Annotated in this window: 17 protein-coding genes; 8 read left to right on the top strand and 9 right to left on the bottom strand. The window is 51.3% G+C overall.

What is annotated here, in order from left to right:
• A partial coding sequence (locus B157_RS39245) for a hypothetical protein (RefSeq protein ID WP_211224972.1) occupies positions 1-214 on the bottom strand: 214 nt, incomplete at its 3' end.
• A 455-nt stretch (positions 215-669) separates the two neighbouring features.
• Between B157_RS39245 and glgP the strand changes: the two genes are divergently transcribed.
• Complete coding sequence (glgP, locus tag B157_RS0102395) at positions 670-2,328, top strand: alpha-glucan family phosphorylase (RefSeq protein WP_020601786.1); 1,659 nt, start codon at positions 670-672, stop codon at positions 2,326-2,328.
• Positions 2,329-2,332: 4 nt separating this feature from the next.
• Here the strand turns inward: glgP and B157_RS0102400 are convergent, their stop codons facing one another.
• Positions 2,333-3,355, bottom strand: coding sequence for a ScyD/ScyE family protein (locus B157_RS0102400; protein WP_020601787.1), 1,023 nt, complete (start codon positions 3,353-3,355; stop codon positions 2,333-2,335).
• A 272-nt stretch (positions 3,356-3,627) separates the two neighbouring features.
• Here B157_RS0102400 and B157_RS0102405 point away from each other — a divergent pair, with 272 nt between their 5' ends.
• Entirely contained in the window at positions 3,628-4,440 is an 813-nt protein-coding gene (locus B157_RS0102405) for an MbnP family protein (RefSeq protein WP_020601788.1), read from the top strand.
• Positions 4,437-5,546: a cytochrome-c peroxidase gene (locus tag B157_RS0102410; RefSeq protein ID WP_020601789.1), complete on the top strand. Its 1,110-nt coding sequence runs from the start codon at positions 4,437-4,439 to the stop codon at positions 5,544-5,546. Before B157_RS0102405 ends, B157_RS0102410 begins: the two co-directional genes overlap by 4 nt.
• Here the strand turns inward: B157_RS0102410 and B157_RS0102415 are convergent.
• The 3 genes from B157_RS0102415 to B157_RS0102425 form a co-directional block, all read right to left on the bottom strand.
• On the bottom strand, positions 5,543-5,923 hold the full coding sequence (locus B157_RS0102415) for a MerC domain-containing protein (protein WP_020601790.1): 381 nt from the start codon (positions 5,921-5,923) through the stop codon (positions 5,543-5,545). The two genes, B157_RS0102410 and B157_RS0102415, sit on opposite strands and share 4 nt — an antisense overlap.
• Before the next feature lie 202 nt (positions 5,924-6,125).
• Positions 6,126-6,821, bottom strand: coding sequence for a TapB family protein (locus tag B157_RS0102420; protein WP_020601791.1), 696 nt, complete (start codon positions 6,819-6,821; stop codon positions 6,126-6,128).
• A gap of 107 nt (positions 6,822-6,928) precedes the next feature.
• Complete coding sequence (locus B157_RS0102425) at positions 6,929-7,804, bottom strand: geranylgeranylglycerol-phosphate geranylgeranyltransferase (protein ID WP_026308430.1); 876 nt, start codon at positions 7,802-7,804, stop codon at positions 6,929-6,931.
• A 166-nt stretch (positions 7,805-7,970) separates the two neighbouring features.
• Between B157_RS0102425 and bshA the strand changes: the two genes are divergently transcribed.
• The 3 genes from bshA to B157_RS0102440 all read left to right on the top strand — a co-directional run bounded on the left by bshA (position 7,971) and on the right by B157_RS0102440 (position 11,323).
• A complete protein-coding gene (gene bshA / locus B157_RS0102430) occupies positions 7,971-9,104 on the top strand; it encodes an N-acetyl-alpha-D-glucosaminyl L-malate synthase BshA (protein WP_020601793.1) in 1,134 nt (377 codons plus the stop codon).
• A gap of 145 nt (positions 9,105-9,249) precedes the next feature.
• Positions 9,250-10,587, top strand: a complete 1,338-nt coding sequence (locus B157_RS0102435; RefSeq protein WP_020601794.1) for an NAD(P)/FAD-dependent oxidoreductase — start codon at positions 9,250-9,252, stop codon at positions 10,585-10,587.
• 88 nt (positions 10,588-10,675) lie between these two features.
• Positions 10,676-11,323 carry a sterol desaturase family protein gene (locus B157_RS0102440; protein WP_020601795.1) on the top strand — a complete coding sequence of 216 codons (648 nt, stop codon included), beginning with the start codon at positions 10,676-10,678 and terminating at the stop codon, positions 11,321-11,323.
• Between the two features lie 73 nt (positions 11,324-11,396).
• Here the strand turns inward: B157_RS0102440 and B157_RS0102445 are convergent, their stop codons facing one another.
• From B157_RS0102445 to B157_RS0102455, 3 genes are all read right to left on the bottom strand, one after another.
• The gene (locus tag B157_RS0102445) at positions 11,397-11,723 is read right to left on the bottom strand and encodes a nucleotide pyrophosphohydrolase (RefSeq protein WP_020601796.1); all 327 of its coding nucleotides are present in this window, start codon (positions 11,721-11,723) and stop codon (positions 11,397-11,399) included.
• A 44-nt stretch (positions 11,724-11,767) separates the two neighbouring features.
• Positions 11,768-15,550, bottom strand: a complete 3,783-nt coding sequence (locus B157_RS0102450) for an RICIN domain-containing protein (protein ID WP_020601797.1) — start codon at positions 15,548-15,550, stop codon at positions 11,768-11,770.
• Between the two features lie 313 nt (positions 15,551-15,863).
• Entirely contained in the window at positions 15,864-17,099 is a 1,236-nt protein-coding gene (locus B157_RS0102455; protein WP_020601798.1) for a M16 family metallopeptidase, read from the bottom strand.
• Between the two features lie 29 nt (positions 17,100-17,128).
• On the opposite strand from B157_RS0102455, the gene B157_RS0102460 reads away from it, so the two are divergent.
• Together B157_RS0102460 and B157_RS0102465 are read left to right on the top strand one after the other, a co-directional pair.
• On the top strand, positions 17,129-18,148 hold the full coding sequence (locus tag B157_RS0102460) for a glycosyltransferase family 9 protein (protein WP_020601799.1): 1,020 nt from the start codon (positions 17,129-17,131) through the stop codon (positions 18,146-18,148).
• A gap of 220 nt (positions 18,149-18,368) precedes the next feature.
• Positions 18,369-19,511 (top strand): pyridoxal phosphate-dependent aminotransferase, encoded by a 1,143-nt coding sequence (locus B157_RS0102465; protein WP_020601800.1) that lies wholly within the window; start codon positions 18,369-18,371, stop codon positions 19,509-19,511.
• A gap of 543 nt (positions 19,512-20,054) precedes the next feature.
• On the opposite strand, the gene B157_RS37955 is transcribed toward B157_RS0102465, so the two are convergent.
• A complete protein-coding gene (locus tag B157_RS37955) occupies positions 20,055-20,363 on the bottom strand; it encodes an MBL fold metallo-hydrolase (protein ID WP_169521649.1) in 309 nt (102 codons plus the stop codon).
• Positions 20,364-20,602 lie beyond the last annotated feature (239 nt).

Below are 20,602 nucleotides of genomic sequence, written 5' to 3' on the forward strand. Positions count from 1 at the left end.
TATTCATGGCAGTAAAGTCGTGAAACTCTTCATAGTGAAGCCGAAAGGTACTTTCCACATAATGATCAGTGTGGCGGGCCAGCATCAAAAAATTGATGCGGCTTCGTAGGCACAGAAACAGGTGTAATACATGGCTCATAAATTCCACCCGAGGCTTGGTCAGTCTAGGCATATTAGCTAGTATTGCGGTCAGTGAAGCGAAGGCTTCGCTCATGGCGTAGTCGGTTTAGGATGTCAGATACCCAAAACTACTACGCCTTCTTTATCCCAGAGAAATCACCGAACTATTGTCAAAGCAATAGTTTGTTATAAACGTTGCCGGATTGAATGCCCCAGTCAGATCTGATCTGTACTTCCTGGTATCGTCGGCGGTCTCGCGAACAGTAGGTTGACTGGCTCCTTTGCTCATGCTGTTTTTTTATCTACTGAACTGGTAGATAACCACCGGCTGGGAACGATTGTTTGCTGGAAAGACAAGGCAATGGATATGATCACGGGCGGCTTCCTGTTTTCTGTCGGGTGGCGGTGGCGGTACGCGGTACCCGATAGGTACCGAACCACGCTGATAAGGCAAATCACTTTACGAATAAATAGCTCGTTGATATGTTGGTTTCTCCTTTTGTCTAATAAATTTGAGGTTTAATCCTGTTTTATTCGTACTCACCTTACATGTCTGTTTCACAACTGCCGTCGGCTTTTCGTCATCCCTATTCCTTTGCCCCTGCTTTCCAGAAATCCGTAGTCTATTTTTCGATGGAGTTTGCCATCGACCAGGCCCTGAAAACCTACTCTGGTGGCCTTGGCTTCCTGGCCGGATCGCACATGAGAAGTGCCTTCGATGAACGCCAGAACCTGATTGGTATAGGTATTCTGTGGAAGTATGGTTATTACGATCAGATCCGTCAGGCCGATAATTCAATGGACGTTCAGTTTCGGGAGAAAATGTACGATTTCCTGCAGGATACGGGCATTCGATTCACGATTACCGTAGCCGGCCAGCCGGTTTGGGTACAGGCGTTCTATCTCGACCCGAAGCACTTCAATACGGTGCCGATGTTTTTCCTGACGACCGATGTGGATGGTAATGACGAAACCGCCCGCTCGATCTCGTACCGGCTTTACGATGCGGACTCGGAACGGAAAGTAGCGCAGTGTATGCTGTTGGGTTTGGGGGGAGCCAGGTTCCTGGATGAGCTACAATACAAGCCTGCCGTGTATCACCTGAATGAAGCCCATGCGGTATCGGCGGTTTTCCATCTCTACAAAACGCTCGGTAGTGCAGCCGCCGTGCGGGAGCGTATGGTGTTTACCACGCACACGCCCGAAGAAGCGGGCAACGAAAAACACGACATTGGTTTTTTAGAGAAGCTAAGCTTTTTCGGTGACCTCCCGCTCGATGAGGTTCGGCAGATTACGGGTATTCAGGATTCTATTTTCAATCACTCCCTGGTGGCACTTCGGTTGAGCCGGAAGGCCAACGGTGTCTCGAAACTACACGGCGAAGTATCGCGTCGGCTGTGGGGAAGCTACCCGGATATTTGCGAGATTACGCACATCACCAACGCCCAGAATCATCAGTACTGGGCCGATAGTCAACTGGAAACGGCCCGCCGGGCCGGGGACGTTACGGCCATGGCTACCCGTAAAAAAGCCCTCAAAAAGCCGTTGTTTACCACTGTAGCCGATCAGGTAGGCAAACTCTTCGACCCCAATGTGCTGACGATGGTGTGGGCGCGTCGGTTTGCGGCTTACAAACGTCCAGACCTGCTCACGCAGGACGGCGAGCGGTTTAAACGATTGATGAATAGTCGGGATTATCCCCTTCAGATTATCTGGGCCGGCAAACCCTACCCGTTCGATGAAGGGGCGGTCCGAACCTTCAACCATCTTTACTACCTCAGTCACCTGTATCCGCGTATGGCGGTGTTGACCGGCTACGAACTTGCCCTGTCCAAAGCCCTCAAAGACGGTGCCGACCTTTGGTTAAATACGCCCATCGTACCCCGCGAGGCATCGGGAACCAGCGGCATGACGGCAGCCATGAACGGGGCTATCAACGTCTCGACCAACGATGGCTGGATCTGTGAGTTCGAAAAAGATAGCGGCCCCGAACAGAATTCCTTCATTATACCCACTGCCCCGGAAGGTAACCCCGACGAGCATGACCGCAACCACCTGTTCCGGCTCCTCGAAGAAGACATACTACCCATGTACTACGAAAGGCCCGCCGACTGGCAGGCCCTTCAGTTACGGAGCATGAACGATGTAGATGCCTACTTCACCTCGGCCCGAATGGCGCGGGAGTATTACGAGAAAATGTACGAATGATTGGTTAGTAAGTAACCTTCAGCAAGGCGCCACTCCCCATACTGGTGATGTAAGCCGTGTGGGCATTACTTATTTTCAGATCAGTGGGCAGGTTCAGCTTGTCAAGCAGGACGGTGCTGGTGGCCCCGTTGGCCCGTAATAACCGGCCCGTGTTCGGCGTAAAGCCTGTAGGACCAAACTGGGCAAACTCAAGCACCAGCGGCTTCCCGTTGCCATCATTCTCCACATCGACCAGGCTGTTGAAGGTCTGCTGATAAATCGTGAGGTTACCCGCCAGGTTCATCTGGTAAACGATTGCTTTTCCGGCCGGAAACGGGAACCCCAGCAAAGTACTGATCAAAAACTGATGACCATCGTAAGTAATACTGGTGGGTACCGACTGAATGAAGGGCGGGCCTGGCGGGGGACCAGCCGGGTTGGGATTGGCAATACCCGGCACTTCGGTTACGACGCTTAAATCGCCGGTTTTTGACCGACGGATAATGGCGTTGGCCGCTGCGTCGGTTATGTACAGCGCCCCGTCGGGGCCGAGGGTCAAATTATAGGGGTGCGATTCGCCGGTATCGTTTGTAAAGTTGTGGGCGATTACAAAGGAACTAATGTCCTGAGGAGTCAGACTGGAAGCCGGGCTGGCGGGGGTAAGGTCCGTTTTATAGGAAGATAAATCGATCTGATAAAGCCCCTTCGGACTCAAAAAGTAAAGTGTTTTGTCCACAATCAGTAAATGGTCGACCGCATTGAGATCCCCCGTTGTGTTGGTTTGGGAAAAGATGCCGGTAACAATCGGATGCTTTTTGCCATCCTGCGTGATTTCGGATACGGTACCGTCGTTTTGGCCAGTGCCCTGTTCGGCCACAAACACGCGTCCACTGGCATCCGTTTCTACGCTGATGGGAGCAATCAGGCCGGTAGCCAGCGTAGTGGTTGTAAACGTTGGGTCGGGGGGAGCCGGTATCCGGTGATCCTGACAGCCGGTAAACAGCCATACGAGTAAACCGCCACTTAATGCAGATAGGGTGTTTTTCATGATGATTGTTTTTTGATGTAAAAAGAGAAGATACTACGGTGGTAGCCGCTCAGACCGCGCCCACTGGATCAAATCTATAGAACTGGTTGAGAGCGTGTCAAACCTATTGAGCGAACGGATTGATTTATGAGCAACCGGTATTCTTTATCGCTAACGGACGCCAGGGTGACTTTTTTAGGGGTATTTAATCAAAACGTATGCATGATTTAGGGCTGGTTTACGTTAGATAAAGGCAAGCCGTTTGGCATGAGCAGGCAGACACAACACCGGCTATGAAAACTACCGCTACTATTGGTTTACTCGTCGTATTAGCCATTGGACCGGCCGTTTTTTCCTGCAATACCATAAATCCTGATACGACCGTTACGACGGGAAAGCTTCGCATTACGTTCGATAATGTGGCGGGGGCATCTGACCTGAAGCTGGAAACCGGCTCGTACCAGAATGCCGCCGGTGAAGCGTTTACCATCACTAAATTCAACTACTTCGTCAGCAATATCCGGCTTCGCAAAGCGAATGGCAGCGAGTATGTTGTACCGCAGGATAGTAGTTATTTTTTGATTCAGGAGGAAAAGCCAGTTTCCCAAATGGTTACTTTATCCTATATACCCGTGGGCGATTATATAGGCCTGACGTTCATGATTGGGGTAGACAGTCTGCGCAGCCTGGCCGATATCAGCAAACGGACAGGTGTGCTCGATCCGGGTTTGAACGATGGTATGTACTGGGAGTGGAATTCGGGCTATATTTTTATGAAGCTGGAAGGAAAATCTGCTTTGGCTCCCGCCACGCAGAACAATACGTTCTTTTACCACGTCGGGGGTTTTGGGGGTGGGTATGATGGAAAGAAAACCATCAACAACCTGCGTACGGCTACGCTCTCTTTCAATAATGACGTAGCGAAGGTGCAGACCACGTCAACACCAACCGTTCAGCTCACGACCGATGCCCTGAAGGTGTTTAATGGTCAAACCAAACTGAGTATTGCCGAACATTCATCTGTGATGTTTGATCCCTACTCGACCAATATCGCTAGCAATATCGCCCAGATGTTCAGCTACACGCGCATTCAGACTAGCCTATGATTCGGGTAGGTACTATATCGCCCGCCAAAATCGGGTTCCTGGTCAGCGCGAGTTTGTTTGCAGTGGTGGTGAGCTGCCAAACCCGGCAGAACCCTGATCCCAAGCCCAATCCCGCTCCGACACAACCGGGTGGGGTGGTGTATCAGGCAACGCCGGTCACGATTCGGCAACCGGCTAATTTTCCGGCTATAACCTACCAGCTGAGCCAGAATCCCCCCACTGTGGAGGGCGTAGCGTTAGGGAAAACCCTGTTTTACGACCCGTTGCTTTCGCGCGATACGACGATTAGTTGTGGGTTTTGCCACCAGCAGTTCGCGGGCTTTGGCCACTCCGACCACCCACTGAGTCATGGTATTGGTGGTAAGTTCGGTACGCGTAATGTGCCGGGACTGCAGAATCTGGGCTGGGACCGGGAGTTCTTCTGGGATGGGGGTGTTACCAGCCTTGACGAGTTACCGCTCTCGCCCATCAAAAATCCGGTCGAGATGGATATGGTCTTTTCGGATGCGCTGAACCGGGTACAGAAAAACCCTAAATATCCAGCCCTGTTCAAAGCCGCCTTTGGCTCTGACACGGTCACGACGGCCCGGTTTCTGAAGGCTATTTCGCAGTTTATGCTAACCCTCGTATCGGCTGATTCGCGGTATGACAAATACGTTCGGAAAGAGAGTGGGGGAGCCCTGAGTGCCGATGAACTGGCCGGGCTGGCGCTATTTCAGCAGAAATGTACGGCCTGCCACGCCACGGATCTGTTCACCGATAAAAGCTACCGAAACAACGGCCTGCCCGTTGGGCCAATCAAGGATCAGGGCCGCTACACGATTACCCTCAACGAAGCCGACCGGCTTAAATTCCGGGTGCCCAGCCTGCGTAATGTGGAGAAAACATTCCCGTACATGCACGATGGGCGTTTTGCCATGCTGGAACAGGTGATCGACCATTACCGCAGTGGTGTTGTCAATAGCCCTACGCTCGACCCAGTGCTGAAACAGAACGGAAGTTCGGGTATAGCGTTGACCGATACCGGGAAAAAACAGGTGGTTGCCTTCCTGAAAACCCTTACCGACGATACCTTCATCAATAACCGGGCGTTCAGTGCCAATTAGTGAGCATGGATCAGCCGGTGCTGCCGGATATTGACCAGGTGACTAATGACGAGCCCGGCCGAAGCGGCATAGGCAACATACGCAAAAACGGGAATCGTGTGTTCCAATACGAGGGCGATACTGAACAGGGCCAGGAATCCCCAGAGGCTTCGTTTGATCGGTATCGATACAACGTGCCGGGTGGCAAAATAAACCGCTATGATGTTGATTCCGATAAAAACATAATCCAGACTCAAATACCCGGCACGGAGCGGAGAGTCTTGCAACAGCGAGGACGAAACCAGCAAAACGGGCGTAACGAGGCAGTGTATAATGCACAGTACGGAGCCGGTAATACCAATATAATCTGCTTTACGGGAGAGGTCGTCTGTTTTCATGAGCAAGGCAAAAGTACGATGCTTAGGGCAATCGAATGCCTACTTAACCCACTTTTTTGCAACAAAGTTGCGAATTGGGTTGTGATTTACTGAAAACCCCCGAAACGGCGCGGAGAAGTCGATTGTAGGACGCAGGGCACGCGGATATTTGCCGTCTACTCCTGAATTTTTTACATCGTTTCTTTTCCCTGCTCTACCCGCATCAATTCGCTTTCGTCAGCAGGGTGTATCCTATGAGTTTGCCTTTCCTGTACGTTTCTGATTTAACGTCCAGTATCTGATTGTTAGACCGGTAGCTCACCACCTGCATAGACGAACGGATGGGCATACCAAAAACCCTGTTTTCCATATCCATGTCGGATGTCACTTTGTACGTATCGAACGTACCGGCGGGCGTGGTAATGGACGCTGTCCCTTCTACCTTCCGATTCCCCATTGTCATCATCATAGTAGACATGGTATTGCCATTCGTGCTGAGTTCGGCTTCAATCTGGCCATCGCCCAGTTTTTGTCCTACGCTGAGTCTGGACGGATAAATCAGCTTATTCATTTTCATTTTCAACTCCATATCCTTCATGTTCGACTGCATGGACTGCATCATGCCTGATAAATCGGCTACGAGTTCATCGCCGGTACAGGTGTATCGAACAGTATAGGGGGGGCGTTGTTTGCCTTTTTCATCTTCAAACTGAGCCGTCATGTCCATTATGGTCGAACCACCTTCCTTGTGAACATCGTTGACGTTATAGCTGATTTTGCCGGTGGGTTTGTCTTTGGTATTGAACGTAGTCATCTCGAATTGCATGCCTGTCTTAAACGTTATACCCATACACTCCTGCGCCTTCGTCTGGCCAGATAGAATAACAAGTGAGAGCAGCGAAAAAATTAATTCTTTCATACGATTGAAAAACGGTTGGTTTACAGGAAGATAAAAATAGGCGATAATAAAGTCAAATGCCCAAAGCTTTGAGTAAACGGCTTTATTAATGATGAATGATACTCATCCTACGTCCATATCATGCTGATAATGCCGAGGAGCATGATGAGTTTGCAGAGGTTGCTGAGGTACCCGAAGTCGCGCCGGGTATCGGCCAGAACGAGCCGATAAATGAGCCACCCAATCGGGATGAGTAGCAGGAAGAAAATAAGAATGAGCTGGTTGTTATGGAGCAGCGCAGCGATGGTGAAAAGCGACCCAACGAAGGTGGCCAGCAAGCCATAGAGGAGGTACTTCGTCCGGCGGAGTCCCCATAGGATGGGAATGGTACGGCAGCCAAAACGGGCATCACCCCGGACGTCCTGCATGTCTTTGATGATTTCCCGAATCAATGAAATACCGAAGGAGAACAACGCATAGATCAGCAGCATCTGGGCATTGTTGCGATAATATATAGCCAGCACAAGGAGAGAAAGTGCCGTTAGTAACGAAATGGTAATGTTTCCTACCAGCGGCTGCCGCTTAAACTGGGCTGAATAAAACCACAATAAGGTAACTGCCAGTACATCGGCCAGAAAAACCCATTTGCTGAGGTACAAACCAATCAGGCAACCCACCACATTGAGCACCTGATGAACTCCCATCGCAATCCGACGCTTGAGAAAACGACCAATAATAACCCGCTCCGGTTTGTTGACCAGGTCTATTTTTATGTCGAAATAATCATTGATGATATACCCCGCAGCCGCAATACAAACCGTGGATAACGACAGTAGCCAGAAGTTTCGATCCGGAAAAAGGAAAAGACTGCTCGGCTTGGTATCAATGATAAACAGGCGGGCAAGCAGCTGGGTAGCCACAACAATCAGTAGGTTCTGAAGCCGGATGAGCCGCAGAAAGCCAAACGCGAATGCTGAGAAGGGAACGGACTGGCGTGCCACCATGCTGGTTTTTTCGTCAAAAATAGGGATTTTGAAAAGGATGGAAAAGAGAAAATAGAAGGCTGGTGTTAATTGTACGTTGTGCGTCACGATCTGTCAGGTAGTTTTGATCGTTCCGGGATTCTTTTTGCCGGCATTTGTTGTTGAGGAACAAACTTGTTCTCTCACGATGAAAATTGGTATAGTATGCTACCCAACATTTGGTGGTAGTGGAGTAGTCGCCACCGAACTCGGCAAGGCACTAGCCAAAAACGGGCATCAAATTCACTTCATTACCTATCAGCAACCACCCCGGCTCGATTTTTTCAATGAAAACGTCTTCTATCACGAAGTAAATATACCATCCTACCCGCTGTTTCAGTATGCTCCTTACGAATCGGCGTTAACCAGCGAGATGGTTAACGTGGTGCTGAACGAAGATGTTGATCTACTGCACGTTCACTACGCTATTCCGCATGCGTCGGCAGCCTACATGGCCAAGATGATTTTACGGTCGCAAGGGCGTAATGTGCCGGTGGTGACTACGCTGCACGGTACGGATATTACGCTGGTGGGTAAAGATGCCTCGTTTGAACCCGTGGTTACGTTCAGCATCAATGAGTCGGACGGGGTAACGTCGGTATCGGAGAATCTTCGGGAGGATACGTACAAACATTTCAAAGTTCACCGCGAAATTGAGGTGATTCCCAACTTCATCGATCTGAGCCGGTTTAACCGGCAGAAAAAGGAGCACTTTAAAAAAGCAATCTGCCCCAACGACGAAAAGTTGATTGTGCATACATCCAACTTCCGGCGCGTGAAGCGCATTGACGACGCCGTTATGGCGTTTTATCATATTCAGCAGCAAACCCCCGCCAAGCTCTTATTGGTGGGCGACGGCCCCGAACGCGCCCGCATCGAGCGGCTCGTGCGTGACCTGAACATTTACGACCAGGTACGGTTTTTAGGAAAACTGGATGCCGTGGAAGAAGTGCTGTCGGTCGCTGACCTGTTCATTATGCCCTCCGAGAACGAGAGTTTCGGGCTGGCGGCTCTGGAAGCCCTGGCCTGCGAGGTGCCGCTGATCACATCGAACGCCGGTGGACTACCTGAGTTGAATATACAGGGCGTAACCGGCTTCCTGAGTCCGGTGGGTGATGTAGATGATATGGTCAAAAATGCGCTGTACGTGCTCGATGATGCCAACCTGCCCCGATTCAAGGAAAACGCGCTGGCCAGAGCCAAAGAATTTGAACTGTCCCGTATTCTGCCCATGTACGAAGCGCACTACGAGCGGGTGTTGCAGGCAAGTATGGTCAGTTAGTTAAGTTGTAGAAGTCACGAGTCACAGGAGTCGTACCGGGGGTGCCCGTGCGATAGAACATGACTGAACGACTGCTTATCTTGTCAGCCACTTATAACCTCTACGACCGTGCGGGCCGCCCTGTTATGACTAGTACGACTAAATTATGAATCCAAACATACCCCAGACAGACCGTAAGCGAGTAGTTATTGTAGGAGCCGGATTCGGCGGGTTGAAACTGGCCCGAAAACTGTCGGGCCGGAAGGAGTTCCAGGTCGTTTTGATAAACCGACAGAACTATCACGAATTTCAGCCGCTGTACTACCAGGTGGCTACGGCCGGTCTGGAAGCCAACGCCGTTTTATTTCCGCTGCGGTCGGTATTCAGTAATTGTAAGAACGTTCATATCCGCGTAACGAACGTGACGGGTATCCGGCCGGCCGACAAAGCAGTAGATACCGAACTGGGGTCGGTTACCTACGATTACCTCGTGATGGCAACCGGCGCAGAGACTAACTTTTTCAACCAGCAGAATATCATTGAGAAGGCACTGCCTATGAAGTCGGTGTCCGAAGCGATTGCCCTTCGTAACCGGATGCTACAAAACTTCGAGGATGCGCTGAGCGTGGAAAGCGTCGATGAAAAAGAAGGGTTCATGGATGTGGTGGTGGTAGGCGGGGGGCCAACGGGCGTCGAGCTATGCGGTACGCTGGCCGAAATGCGGAAAACCGTGCTACCCAAAGATTACCCGGAACTGGATTTCAGGATGATGGATATTTACCTCGTTCAGTCGGGGCCGGTGTTGCTGGAACCGATGTCCAAACAGTCGCAGGAACACTCGTTAACGTACCTGCACGAGCTGGGTGTGAACGTGCGGCTGAATACCCGTGTAAAAGATTTCGATGGGCGGATTGTGACCATGAGTGATGGCTCCACGCTTCGAACCAATAATCTTATCTGGGCGGCCGGCGTAAAGGCTAACCCATTGGCGGGCCTGCCTGCCGACGTGCTGGGTCGGGGCGGACGGGTACTGGTGAATCGCTATAGCCAGGTGCAGGGGTTTACGGATATCTTCGCTATTGGAGATGTGGCCCTGATGACCGAAGAGAAATGGCCCGATGGGCACCCACAGGTAGCACAACCGGCTGTTCAGCAGGGGAGGTCACTGGCTAAAAACCTGCTGCACTGGTTGCGTAACGAACAACCCGAAGAATTCACGTACCATGATTTGGGGACAATGGCCACCATTGGCCGGGGACTGGCTGTAGTGGATTTGCCCTTTTTAAAGTTTCAGGGATTTTTTGCGTGGTTAACCTGGTTATTTGTACACCTGATGTCGATCGTTGGGGTCAAAAACCGGCTCTCCATCTTTCTGAACTGGATGTTCAATTACCTGACCTATAGTAACTCATTGCGGCTGATTATCCGACCCAAACTACCTAAAGGAAATATGGACGCGATGCAGGAGAAACTGGCGGACCAGGTAGAAATGAGTAAAACTTAATCATTATATAGTAAACTTGATTTACTATATTCTTCGGTGAAATCAATTTTTCATTGTATTTTCGCCCTATTAATCGACTACAATCTCTATGGAATCAACAACGGAAAAGCTGCATACGATGGCCGGACATGGTAAAACCCGGCCCAAGCATACAGGCACCAAGAAACTATTCGATAATCCCGTTCTGGAAGCCCTTTCGCGGACGCACATCATGATTCCTATTTCGATGTGGCTGACTCTTTCGGTGTTCCTGGGATGGTATGCCTTCACGCATACGGATATGGGCGCACCAATGATTGCCACTCTGTTCATTACGGGTTTGCTGGTGTTTACGCTGTTTGAATATGTGCTGCACCGCTACCTGTACCATATTACCCCCAAGACGGAAAAACGCGCCAAACTGCAATATACCCTGCATGGCGTCCATCACGAATATCCGAAAGACAAAACGCGTCTGGCCATGCCTCCGGCGGTGGCTGTTTTCATGGCAGCCGGGTTCTTCGGTCTGTTTTTTGTGATGATGGGCGAAGCGGCCTATGCGTTCTTTCCTGGTTTTCTGGTCGGCTATAGTGGGTATCTGTCCGTGCATTTTATCATTCATGCCTACACGCCACCGAAGAATTTCTTCAAGCATTTGTGGATAAACCACAGCGTTCACCACTACAAAAACGAAGAGAGCAACTACGGCGTTTCGTCGCCCATGTGGGATTATGTCTTCAAGTCGTTTCAGAAGTAAATAGCTTTCTGTATCACAAAAATGCCCCGCTGAACTAATTTTTCAGCGGGGCATTTTTGTGGGCAATGTAGTGTCATTTCAATTTGTCATTCTCCAGATGCCGGGTAGCATCCCGGCCATTTTTCTTATCCAGGTTCTTCTGAAAGGCTTCCGTCAGGTCAACACCCGTTTGATTGGCCAGACAAATGAGGACCCAGAGCACATCGGCCAGTTCATCGCCCAGGTCTTTGTTTTTATCCGATTCCTTTTCGGACTGTTCCCCATAGCGCCGGGCAATGATGCGGGCCACTTCACCAACCTCTTCGGTCAGTTGCGCCATGTTGGTCAACTCGTTAAAATACCGAACGCCAACGGTCTTTATCCAGTCATCGACGGTGGTTTGGGCATCTTTTATGGTCATGCGTAAAAAGTCGTAAGTCGCAGGTGGCTAACAAAGGTACTCGATTACCGGCTTATTATTACCCGCAGGGTTGTCGGCTGTTGATCGGGTGTTTGTATAATTATGTGATAGGTCCCGGCTGAGAGCGAACGGGTATCGAGTTGGTAAATTGGCTCAGATTCCGAATCAACGCGGGTTCTATATACAAGTGAACCGGTGAGGTTGAGCAGCACAATATCGGCGGGCTGTCCGGCTGCGGGTCGTAAGTCAATCTGCACGTAATCGTGGGCTGGATTTGGCCACAGCCGGAATCCGGTTATCGGCTCCTGATGGGCTGCTGCCGTCGCCAGTCTGGTGGCTTCAGCGCCTAAGCGAGCCGCGTTGTTGGTTGAACAGGTTGCTTTTTCAATACGCCATTGCTGACTCCAGCTCCCGCCAATGCTGTACTGAACAACATCGATACCGTCCCATTTGATATCCATGGCCTTGCCCGAATGCCGGGCCTTAAGCATATAGTAGCCATCGCTGTTTGGCTCAATGGCCCACTGCTGATTCGTACTGTTGGCAAATGGCTGTTGCGTTAGGTTCGCGTAGTCCTGCGCCGATGCTCCGTCAACGGTCAGGGTTTTGCTGCTGTGGACGGCCTCCAGCCGGTAGTAGTTAGTGGCCGTGGGTTTGATGCGCCACTGCTGCCACATCCTGCTGGCGTTAGGTCCCTGCCGAACCAGCGCGTCGTTTGCCATGCTGCCACCGTCAACACCTACCACAGAGCCGTTACCCACCCGTGAGGCAATCTGGTAACAGGCCGTCGTGTCAAAGAGTTGGCTCGTGGGTGGTTCGGTTGGGGGCGTTACGGGACCTGTGGCGCAGGTTGCTTTCTCAATGCCCCATTGCTGACTCCAGCTCCCGCCAACGCTGTACTGAACAACATCGACACCGTCCCACTTGATATCCATGGCCTTGCCCGAATGCCGGGCCTTAAGCATATAGTAGCCATCGCTGTTTGGCTCAATGGCCCACTGCTGATTCATACTGTCGGCAAATGGCTGTTGCGTTAGGTTCGCGTAGTCCTGCGCCGATGCTCCGTCGACGGTCAGCACCATGCCGCCGTGGAGGGCTTCGATCCGATAAAAATCCGTTGTAGCGGGTTTGATACGCCACTGCTGCCACGGTTGACTGGCATTGGTACGCAGCCGGGCCGACATACCGCTGGCCGTGTTGCCGCCGTCGATACCTACTACTGATGCTGGATTCACCCGCGATACAATCCGGTAGCAGGCCGTGGTGTCGAAAAGTAGGTTGATGGGGGGCGGTACCGGGGCTGTTGGGGTAGTACTGACCTCCACCCCCCCCGTCCAAACGTTGCCACTGCGGGTATAAATGCGAAAATAATAGCGTTGCCCGGCGATCAGGTTCGTAACATTTACCAACGTCTCTGGTCCCTGATACACGACTTTCCCACCTTCCAGCGTGGCTCCATTGCCGGTAAAGTCAGCGTTGGCCACATAGCTCGTGCCAGTTGGTTGCCCCTGAAATCCCGAACCGGCTTTGGCCACTACCAGTACGTCGCTAAACGGAGCAGTGGGATTCGTCCATTTCATGAGGGCCGAGGTAACGCCGGGTGTGGCAGTCGCGTTGGTAACGGCCAGGTTGGCTAAGGTGCAATTGGGGTAGATTTTAACTGAGTCGGTAGCGGTTAGCCCGCCCGCGTCGGTAACGGTCAGTTTGATGAGGTAATAGTACGTTTCGCCGTCGCATCCCACGGGCGAGATGATAACCGTTGGTGAGACATCGGTCAATATGGGTTCGCGGTGTTCGTGGTTGTTGTGGCGCAGACTGACCTGCCAGACGTAGGTAAGCATGGCTGGATTTTCGTCGGTAACGCTGGCCGTGAGTTTGTACGAACTCTGGCGGTCCAGGGGGTACTGGGTGTTATTGAGCGGAGCCGTAATTTTGGTTGTGGGTGCCGCATTATTGATCGAAATGACGAGCGTTTTGCTATCGGTCAGGCCGCGTCCGTCGTTCACGGTGAGCCGAACCGTGAAGCCCTGCGTGGTAGTGGCGGTAAAGGTTTTGGTAGGATTGGCTACCGTCGAGGTGGTGCCATCCCCAAAATCCCACAGGTACGTGAGCGGATCCCCATCGGGATCCGTGGAGTTGCTGCCGGTGAAATTGACCGTCAGGGGCGAGGTGCCGCTTTGCTGATTCGCCGTAGCTACGGCTACGGGTGGCTGATTACCCCCGTAACTGATTTTCATAATCTCGCCGGTATTGATATTGACGTAGTACAGCGACCCGTCGAGCGGGTTATATTCTATATCGACTATACCGTTTCCAACCCCGCTGGGCAAAAACTCCTGTACGGTATTCAGGCTGCCATCCGTATTGAGGGTAGCCCTCCGGATCCAGTTTTCGCCGTAGTCAGCAAAAAAATAAACGTTTCGATAAGACGCTGGAAAAGCCGTGCCCCCGTAATAGACCCCACCTATTGAGCAATTACCCCGGAAGGGAGTCCCCAGTGTGCCCGACAGGGGAGTGGTGGTAGCGGTGTTTCCGCTGAAGGCCGGCACCCGGGCTATTGCTTGTTCATGCTTCCAGTCCAGGGCTGGGCGGGAATGGAAATACCGGCGCTGTAAACCCGGCAGCGGCTGTAAACTGCATGGATTGAGGGCCTGTGTAGTTCCCTGGGCTGAACTGGTAGCCTGTTTCAGCAGATCGCTGAAGCGCAGAAACGGTACGTTACAGGTGTTGGTTGGGTTAGGCTCATCTTTGTTGGCAAGGGTTTTGGCAGCCGCGCTGTAGCCTGGTTGCTCATTCAGGCCCTCAAACACAGGCCAGCCCGCATTCTCCCCGCCCTGCTTTACAACGTGCATCTCTTCCCAGGTGCTCCAGCCTACGTCGCCAATGAGCAACGTACCCGGATTTCCATCGGTAATGGTGGTGCTGCCTGTATTAGGCTGAATGGTCATCCGGTAGGGATTGCGTAACCCCAGGGTCCATACTCTCGACCGTGCTGAACGGGGATTCGCTCCATCGTAAAAAGGATTGCTGCTCAAACCGTTGCCTGTGGCGGGGTCTATCCGTAGTACCTTTCCGCAAAGCGAGGTAAGCATCTGCGCCCGAAAAGCACCCACATTTTCATTGGTGGTCATAATCCCGTCGTTGATAGCCTGCTGGTAGTACGTTTCTGACGCACTGCCACTATCCGTACTGCTGTAGCTGGCATTATCGCCGGTGGATACCAGCAGCGAGCCATCGCGACCGAAGAGCAGGGTTCCACCCGCGTGCGACTCGTACGTAAGCGGAACACCCGTGGAGCGGCTTTCTCCCAGCAGTACTTTCCGACTGGCCGGGATGGCCACCAGGTCAGTACCGCTTACCTGAACCTGATAGCGCGTCACCCGGCTGATGGAGGCCATGAAATACTGGTTCTGGGTGGGATCGTAGGAGGCCGTATTTGCATTGAAGAGGTGATACCGGTCGACCACATAAAATAAATAAACCAGGCCATTCTGCCCGAAATTGGGGTCTGGACAAAAACTCAGCAGCCCAAAATCGCGCCAGTTGCCTACCTCGTCACTCAGGTCCAGAACGGGACTTATCTGCCTGATGTATTGGGTGCCATTCCAGTTCGATACCCATACGCGCCCTGCCTTATCCCACACAAAAAGCTTCTTGCCATCCGGGGTGAAAACGGTCCCCATGGGGGTAATATAGCCGTCCTGCACCTTAGCCTGTAGAAAACCCGTAGGCAGACTTTGTGCTGAAATACCCGGTGCTATAAAGGGAGCGTAAAAGGCTACTAGTAGCGCAAGACTACGAGATAAATTGTAGACACGTTTAACCATCTGTTTATGGGTTTTACCTACAATAATCACTGGACTATACAATTTTGACTGTTCAGCAGAATTCAGTCACACGCCGTTTATTAAACGGTTACGGGTTTGATTGAGACGGTAGCCGTTTCAATCAAACCCGTTCAGTATAAAGGCGGTTCTATTCGTCTCGCTGTATTCTTTGTAGGCGAGTATGCCGTGAGGGGGTATTGTCGTGGCAGGCTGACATCAGGGATATTGACGTAACGCGGCAGTATAACGGGCAGGGGTAAGGGCCGCAACACCCGGATAGATAACTCTAACGATTTATGACTCTTCCACCGCCTTATTTTTCCGGCACGAACGTTAGTGAGCTAAACTGACTTTCGTCGAAACTTTCCTGCGCCAGGTCCTGTAACTGCCCGGCCGTTACGGCTTTGATGTCGTTGAAAATGTCGTTCAGAGCCTCAACCCGGTTTATGTCGAGCAGGCTTTTAGCCATCATCAGCATAAAACTGTTGTTGCTCTCTTCGGCCATCGCCAGCTGACCGACCAATTGTTCTTTGGTTTGATGCAGTTGAAGGGTCGTTAACGGCTGCTCGCGGAGCCGCTTCAGTTCTTTCATGATCAGCGACTGCGCCTTGTCTACTTTTTTAGGGTCGGTGCCGAAGTAGATGCCCAGAAAGCCTGTGTCCAGGTAAGGCGTATATCCGGCATCGATGGAATAGACCAGCCCGTATTTCTCGCGAAGATTCAGGTTCAGCCGTGAGTTCATGCCGGGACCGCCCAGCAGGTTGATGAGCATAAAAAAGGGCAGCCGTCGCGGGTCTGTCAAGCCATACGCCGGTCGGCCGAGGGCGCATTGTGCCTGCGTAATGGGCCGTTCGACGCGGGTTTGGCGCGGTACGTAATCGGTGGGTGTGTTGCGTTTCCGGACTGAATGCTGCGCGGGTACGTCCCGAAAATATTTCTCGGCTACTTTCACCACCTGTTTGAATGGTAGCCGGCTGACGGACGCAAACACAATCCGGCTCGTATCGTAGTTTTCGGCAATGAACCGCTGGAGATCTTCCCGACCGAACGAGCCAACGGTTTCGGCCGTGCCCAGGATGTTGCCACCCAGCGCGTGGTTCGGAAACACCAGTTCGTCAAAATCATCCTGAATGGCATCTTCGGGCGAGTCGTAATACATCGCCATTTCCTCCAGGATAACACCCCGTTCGCGCTCTATCTGCCGTTCGGGAAAGATGGAGTGAAACGTGATATCGGCTAGTAAGTCAACGGCTTTCTCGAAATGAGCGTCCAGCACCGAGGCATGAAAGCACACTTTTTCTTTGGTGGTGTAGGCGTTCAATTCGCCACCGATAATTTCGAGCCGGGTGATAATGTGGTATGATTTTCGTTTCTCCGTACCTTTGAAGGCCATATGCTCCCAAAAGTGGGCAAGTCCCTGCTGGTGTGGTTGTTCATCGCGACTGCCAATATCGAGCATAATGCCACAGTGGGCAATCTGCGTATGAAGAATTTGTTTATGTGCAATTCGAATCCCGTTCGATAAAGTATATACGTCGTAATCTTCCATTCTTACTTATTCACGCACAAGGCGTACTGATGATAACCGCAACCAATCCGCCCCGGTTCCTGCTAATTCAAACCGCTTTTATCGGGGATGTCATCCTGGCTACGGCCCTGCTCGAACAACTGCATCAGGCTTATCCGGATGCGCTGCTAGACATACTGGTTCGCAAAGGTAACGAGGGTTTACTGGTTAATCACCCGTTTCTGAACGAGGTGCTCATCTGGCGCAAAAAGGAGGCCAAATACCGGGACCTGTGGCGACTTCTGCAAACCGTCCGCTCCCGCCGGTACGATGGCGTATTGAATCTGCAACGGTATGGAACAATGGGTATGCTAACCGCTTTGTCGGGTGCTAAAGTGACGGTTGGCTTCGATAAAAATCCATTCTCCCGTTTTTTTACGCATCAGGTTGTCCATCGGTTTGAACCGGGCGTTCATGAAGTAGACCGTAATGCGGAGATGCTCAGTGTGCTGAAACCGGCTCGTCAATGGCAGGCACAAACCCGCCCTAAACTCTACCCATCGGCGGATGATTATGCTACGGTGCAACCCTACAAAAAGCAGCCGTATGTGTGTATGGCACCCATGTCGGTCTGGTTTACGAAGCAGTACCCTCCCGAACGCTGGGTCGAACTTATTCAGGCCTTACCCGAATATCTGACGATTTATCTGCTGGGTGCCCCCACCGACCGCGATGCCTGTGAGGCCATACGGGTTTCGGCTGGCAGTATAGTAAATGTAAAAAATCTGGCGGGGCAGTTGAATTTACTGCAATCGGCGGCTTTGCAGCAGGGTGCCGTGATGAACTACGTAAATGATTCCGCCCCGCTGCACCTGTGTTCGGCTATGAACGCGCCTACCACGGCTATCTTCTGTTCGACGGTGCCCGAGTTTGGTTTCGGTCCGCTGGCCGACGTGTCGCGGGTGGTGCAAACGCCCGAAAAACTCGATTGTAAACCCTGTAATCTGCATGGCCGGAAAGCCTGCCCACTGGGTCATTTTCGGTGTGCCTGGGGAGTTCGGGTGGAAGAGCTGACGGAAAGTGTGGTATAGGGTTTGTATTACTATAATTTTATTCTGAAAATATTGTATTTAGTAAAATTTTATAGGTAAAAAATAGTGAAAAGGGATGGAATAAGCTGATAAGAGGCTAAAGTGGTCTATATTTGTTCTGTTGGATGGATGAAAACTTTATTTATACATCGTTCTGACAACCATTTCGTTAGCTCTTCTAAACTTTCTACAGTATCAACACAGCAACTATTCTTCATCTATGGCAATCAATCGTCGTGACTGGCTTCGTGCTAGTCTGTTATCAGGCTTGAGTTTAGCCGCTGCTCCGGCTGCCTTCTGCGAGCCGGATCCCGAACTTCCCGCAGGCTATACTCCCCCGAAAGGAGGTGTGCTGAAAGCCCGCCTGTCGGCCAACGAAAACCCCTACGGTCCTTCACCCAAAGCCCTCAAAACCATTACGGAGGCTGCGCCCGATGGTTATCTCTACGCCATGGAATATGCCCGGAAATTCCGCAAGCTAGTGGCTGATACCGAAGGTGTTCCCGAAGAGTACGTACTGTTGGGCGCTGGCTCGGGTGAGTTGCTGACGGCGGCTTCCCTCTGGGCGGCTTATCGGCCCAACGCGGGTCGCACTATCGTTGCCCCCGACCCTACGTTCGATGCCCTGCCCCGCACGGCACTCAAGCATGGTATCAGCATGGACAAGGTTCCACTGGTGGCGGCCGATGGCTACGACATCAATCTAAATAAACTGAATGAGCGGGTAGGCAGTCAGACGGGTATGGTGTACCTCTGCAACCCTAATAACCCGACCGCAATAACGGTGGACCCGGCTAAACTGCGCGCTTTCTGCGGTGCGGTTGGTGCCAAAACGCCCATTCTGGTAGACGAAGCGTACATCCACTACACCCCCGACCCAAAAGCCTATTCGATGGTGGATACGGTGATGAAAGGGAGCAACGTAATCGTGACCAAGACCTTCTCGAAAGTACACGGTTTTGCCGGTTTACGGATGGGGTATATGATTGCCAAACCCGAAATTCTGGAAGAGATTGCTAAGTTCTCTACCGGTGGCAGTGGCCTTAGTATGACCACCCTGCGGGCGGCTATGGTCAGTATGCAGGATACGGACTTCGTGAATTATTCGCTTGGTAAAACCAGGGAGTCGAAGGAGTATCTGTACGGAGTATTGAAGGAGCACAACTATGAGCCGCTACCATCGGGTGCCAACTTCGTGATGTTCCCGATCAGGATGAAGGGCGAGGACTTTGTAACCCGCATGATGGACCAGGGCGTGAGTATCCGTCAGTGGAAATTTGACGGGCAGTACTGGTGCCGCGTTAGTCTGGGCACTATGCCTCAGATGCAGGCCTTCGCCGACGGGCTCAAAGTGATTTCGTAAGGATAGCTAAAGCGAACAGTTAATACCAAACCGGGGTAGCACAGCGTGCTACCCCGGTTTTTTTTGAGATAATAACTGGTACCCGGTAGCTTGACTAGGGTGCAATTCAGAACTCTGATGTCATATTTAAAATGTAGGGAAAACAAGCCAGGTCAACAATCATTTTGCCCATGTCGAAAACGACTCTAAAATTGATTCGAATCGGTTTTGGACGGGTCAATAAAACACGACAGATAGATTCTGAATGGGTATAAAAACGTCCAGCAGCCTTGCGGCAAAGCGCATGCTGTGAGCAGCTTTTCTGGGATAGGATTACTTGGGATAAATAATGAAGTTCTTATGAGTTTCGTATTTTGGAGTGTCTCCTAGTAGTTGTAAAGCTTGGTTAAGTTCTATGAGGTCTTTTAATGTTAAAGGTAAAATATGCTCTGAAGGCTGGTAGAAGGTGCCAGTGGCATAATCTTTCCCATCTGTAGTTGTCATTTCAATATGGTTCCCCAATATATAAGAGACTTGATGAACCCCGGCAAAATCAACCAGACGTTACATACTTAATTTGTAGGCTGGCCAGTCACGAACATACAATCTTCCGGGGTAGAAGCTGTCGCCCGATAATAATAGTTTGGTGGCGTAGTCGTACAGAGCAATGGAAGCCTGCTGGTGTCCTGGTATTGGAATAATTTCAATTATCCTGTTCCCTAAATCGATCTGCCCGTTTTGTAAGGGCCAGTTTTGTATGTTGAAATAAGAAGTTACGTCGCTTACTTCTAATCCCAGTACAACTGTACGAAGCTTGTATTTAAATTGACTATCTCCTGCTGTATGATCGCCGTGTGCATGTGTATGTGCCACAGTAAGGTCAACTGGATTTCTTATACTTTTTTCCCATTGACTGATAAGTTTTTTTACTGTTTCATATGGCTTTGTTGCATGGCTACGTAGGTACTCGCATTACAGCTTTGGGCATCCCTAATTTTGTGAATCGGTTTAGGCAGTTTGCCTTCACGTGAGCTTCAGCTTGTTGATTGGCCAGCAAACGGGTTGATAACCGCTCCCCGAAGGTCGTCTTCCAGCGGAACATGCCCGTTTCC

Source organism: Spirosoma spitsbergense DSM 19989, from assembly GCF_000374085.1.
Classification (GTDB): Bacteria; Bacteroidota; Bacteroidia; order Cytophagales; family Spirosomataceae; genus Spirosoma; species Spirosoma spitsbergense.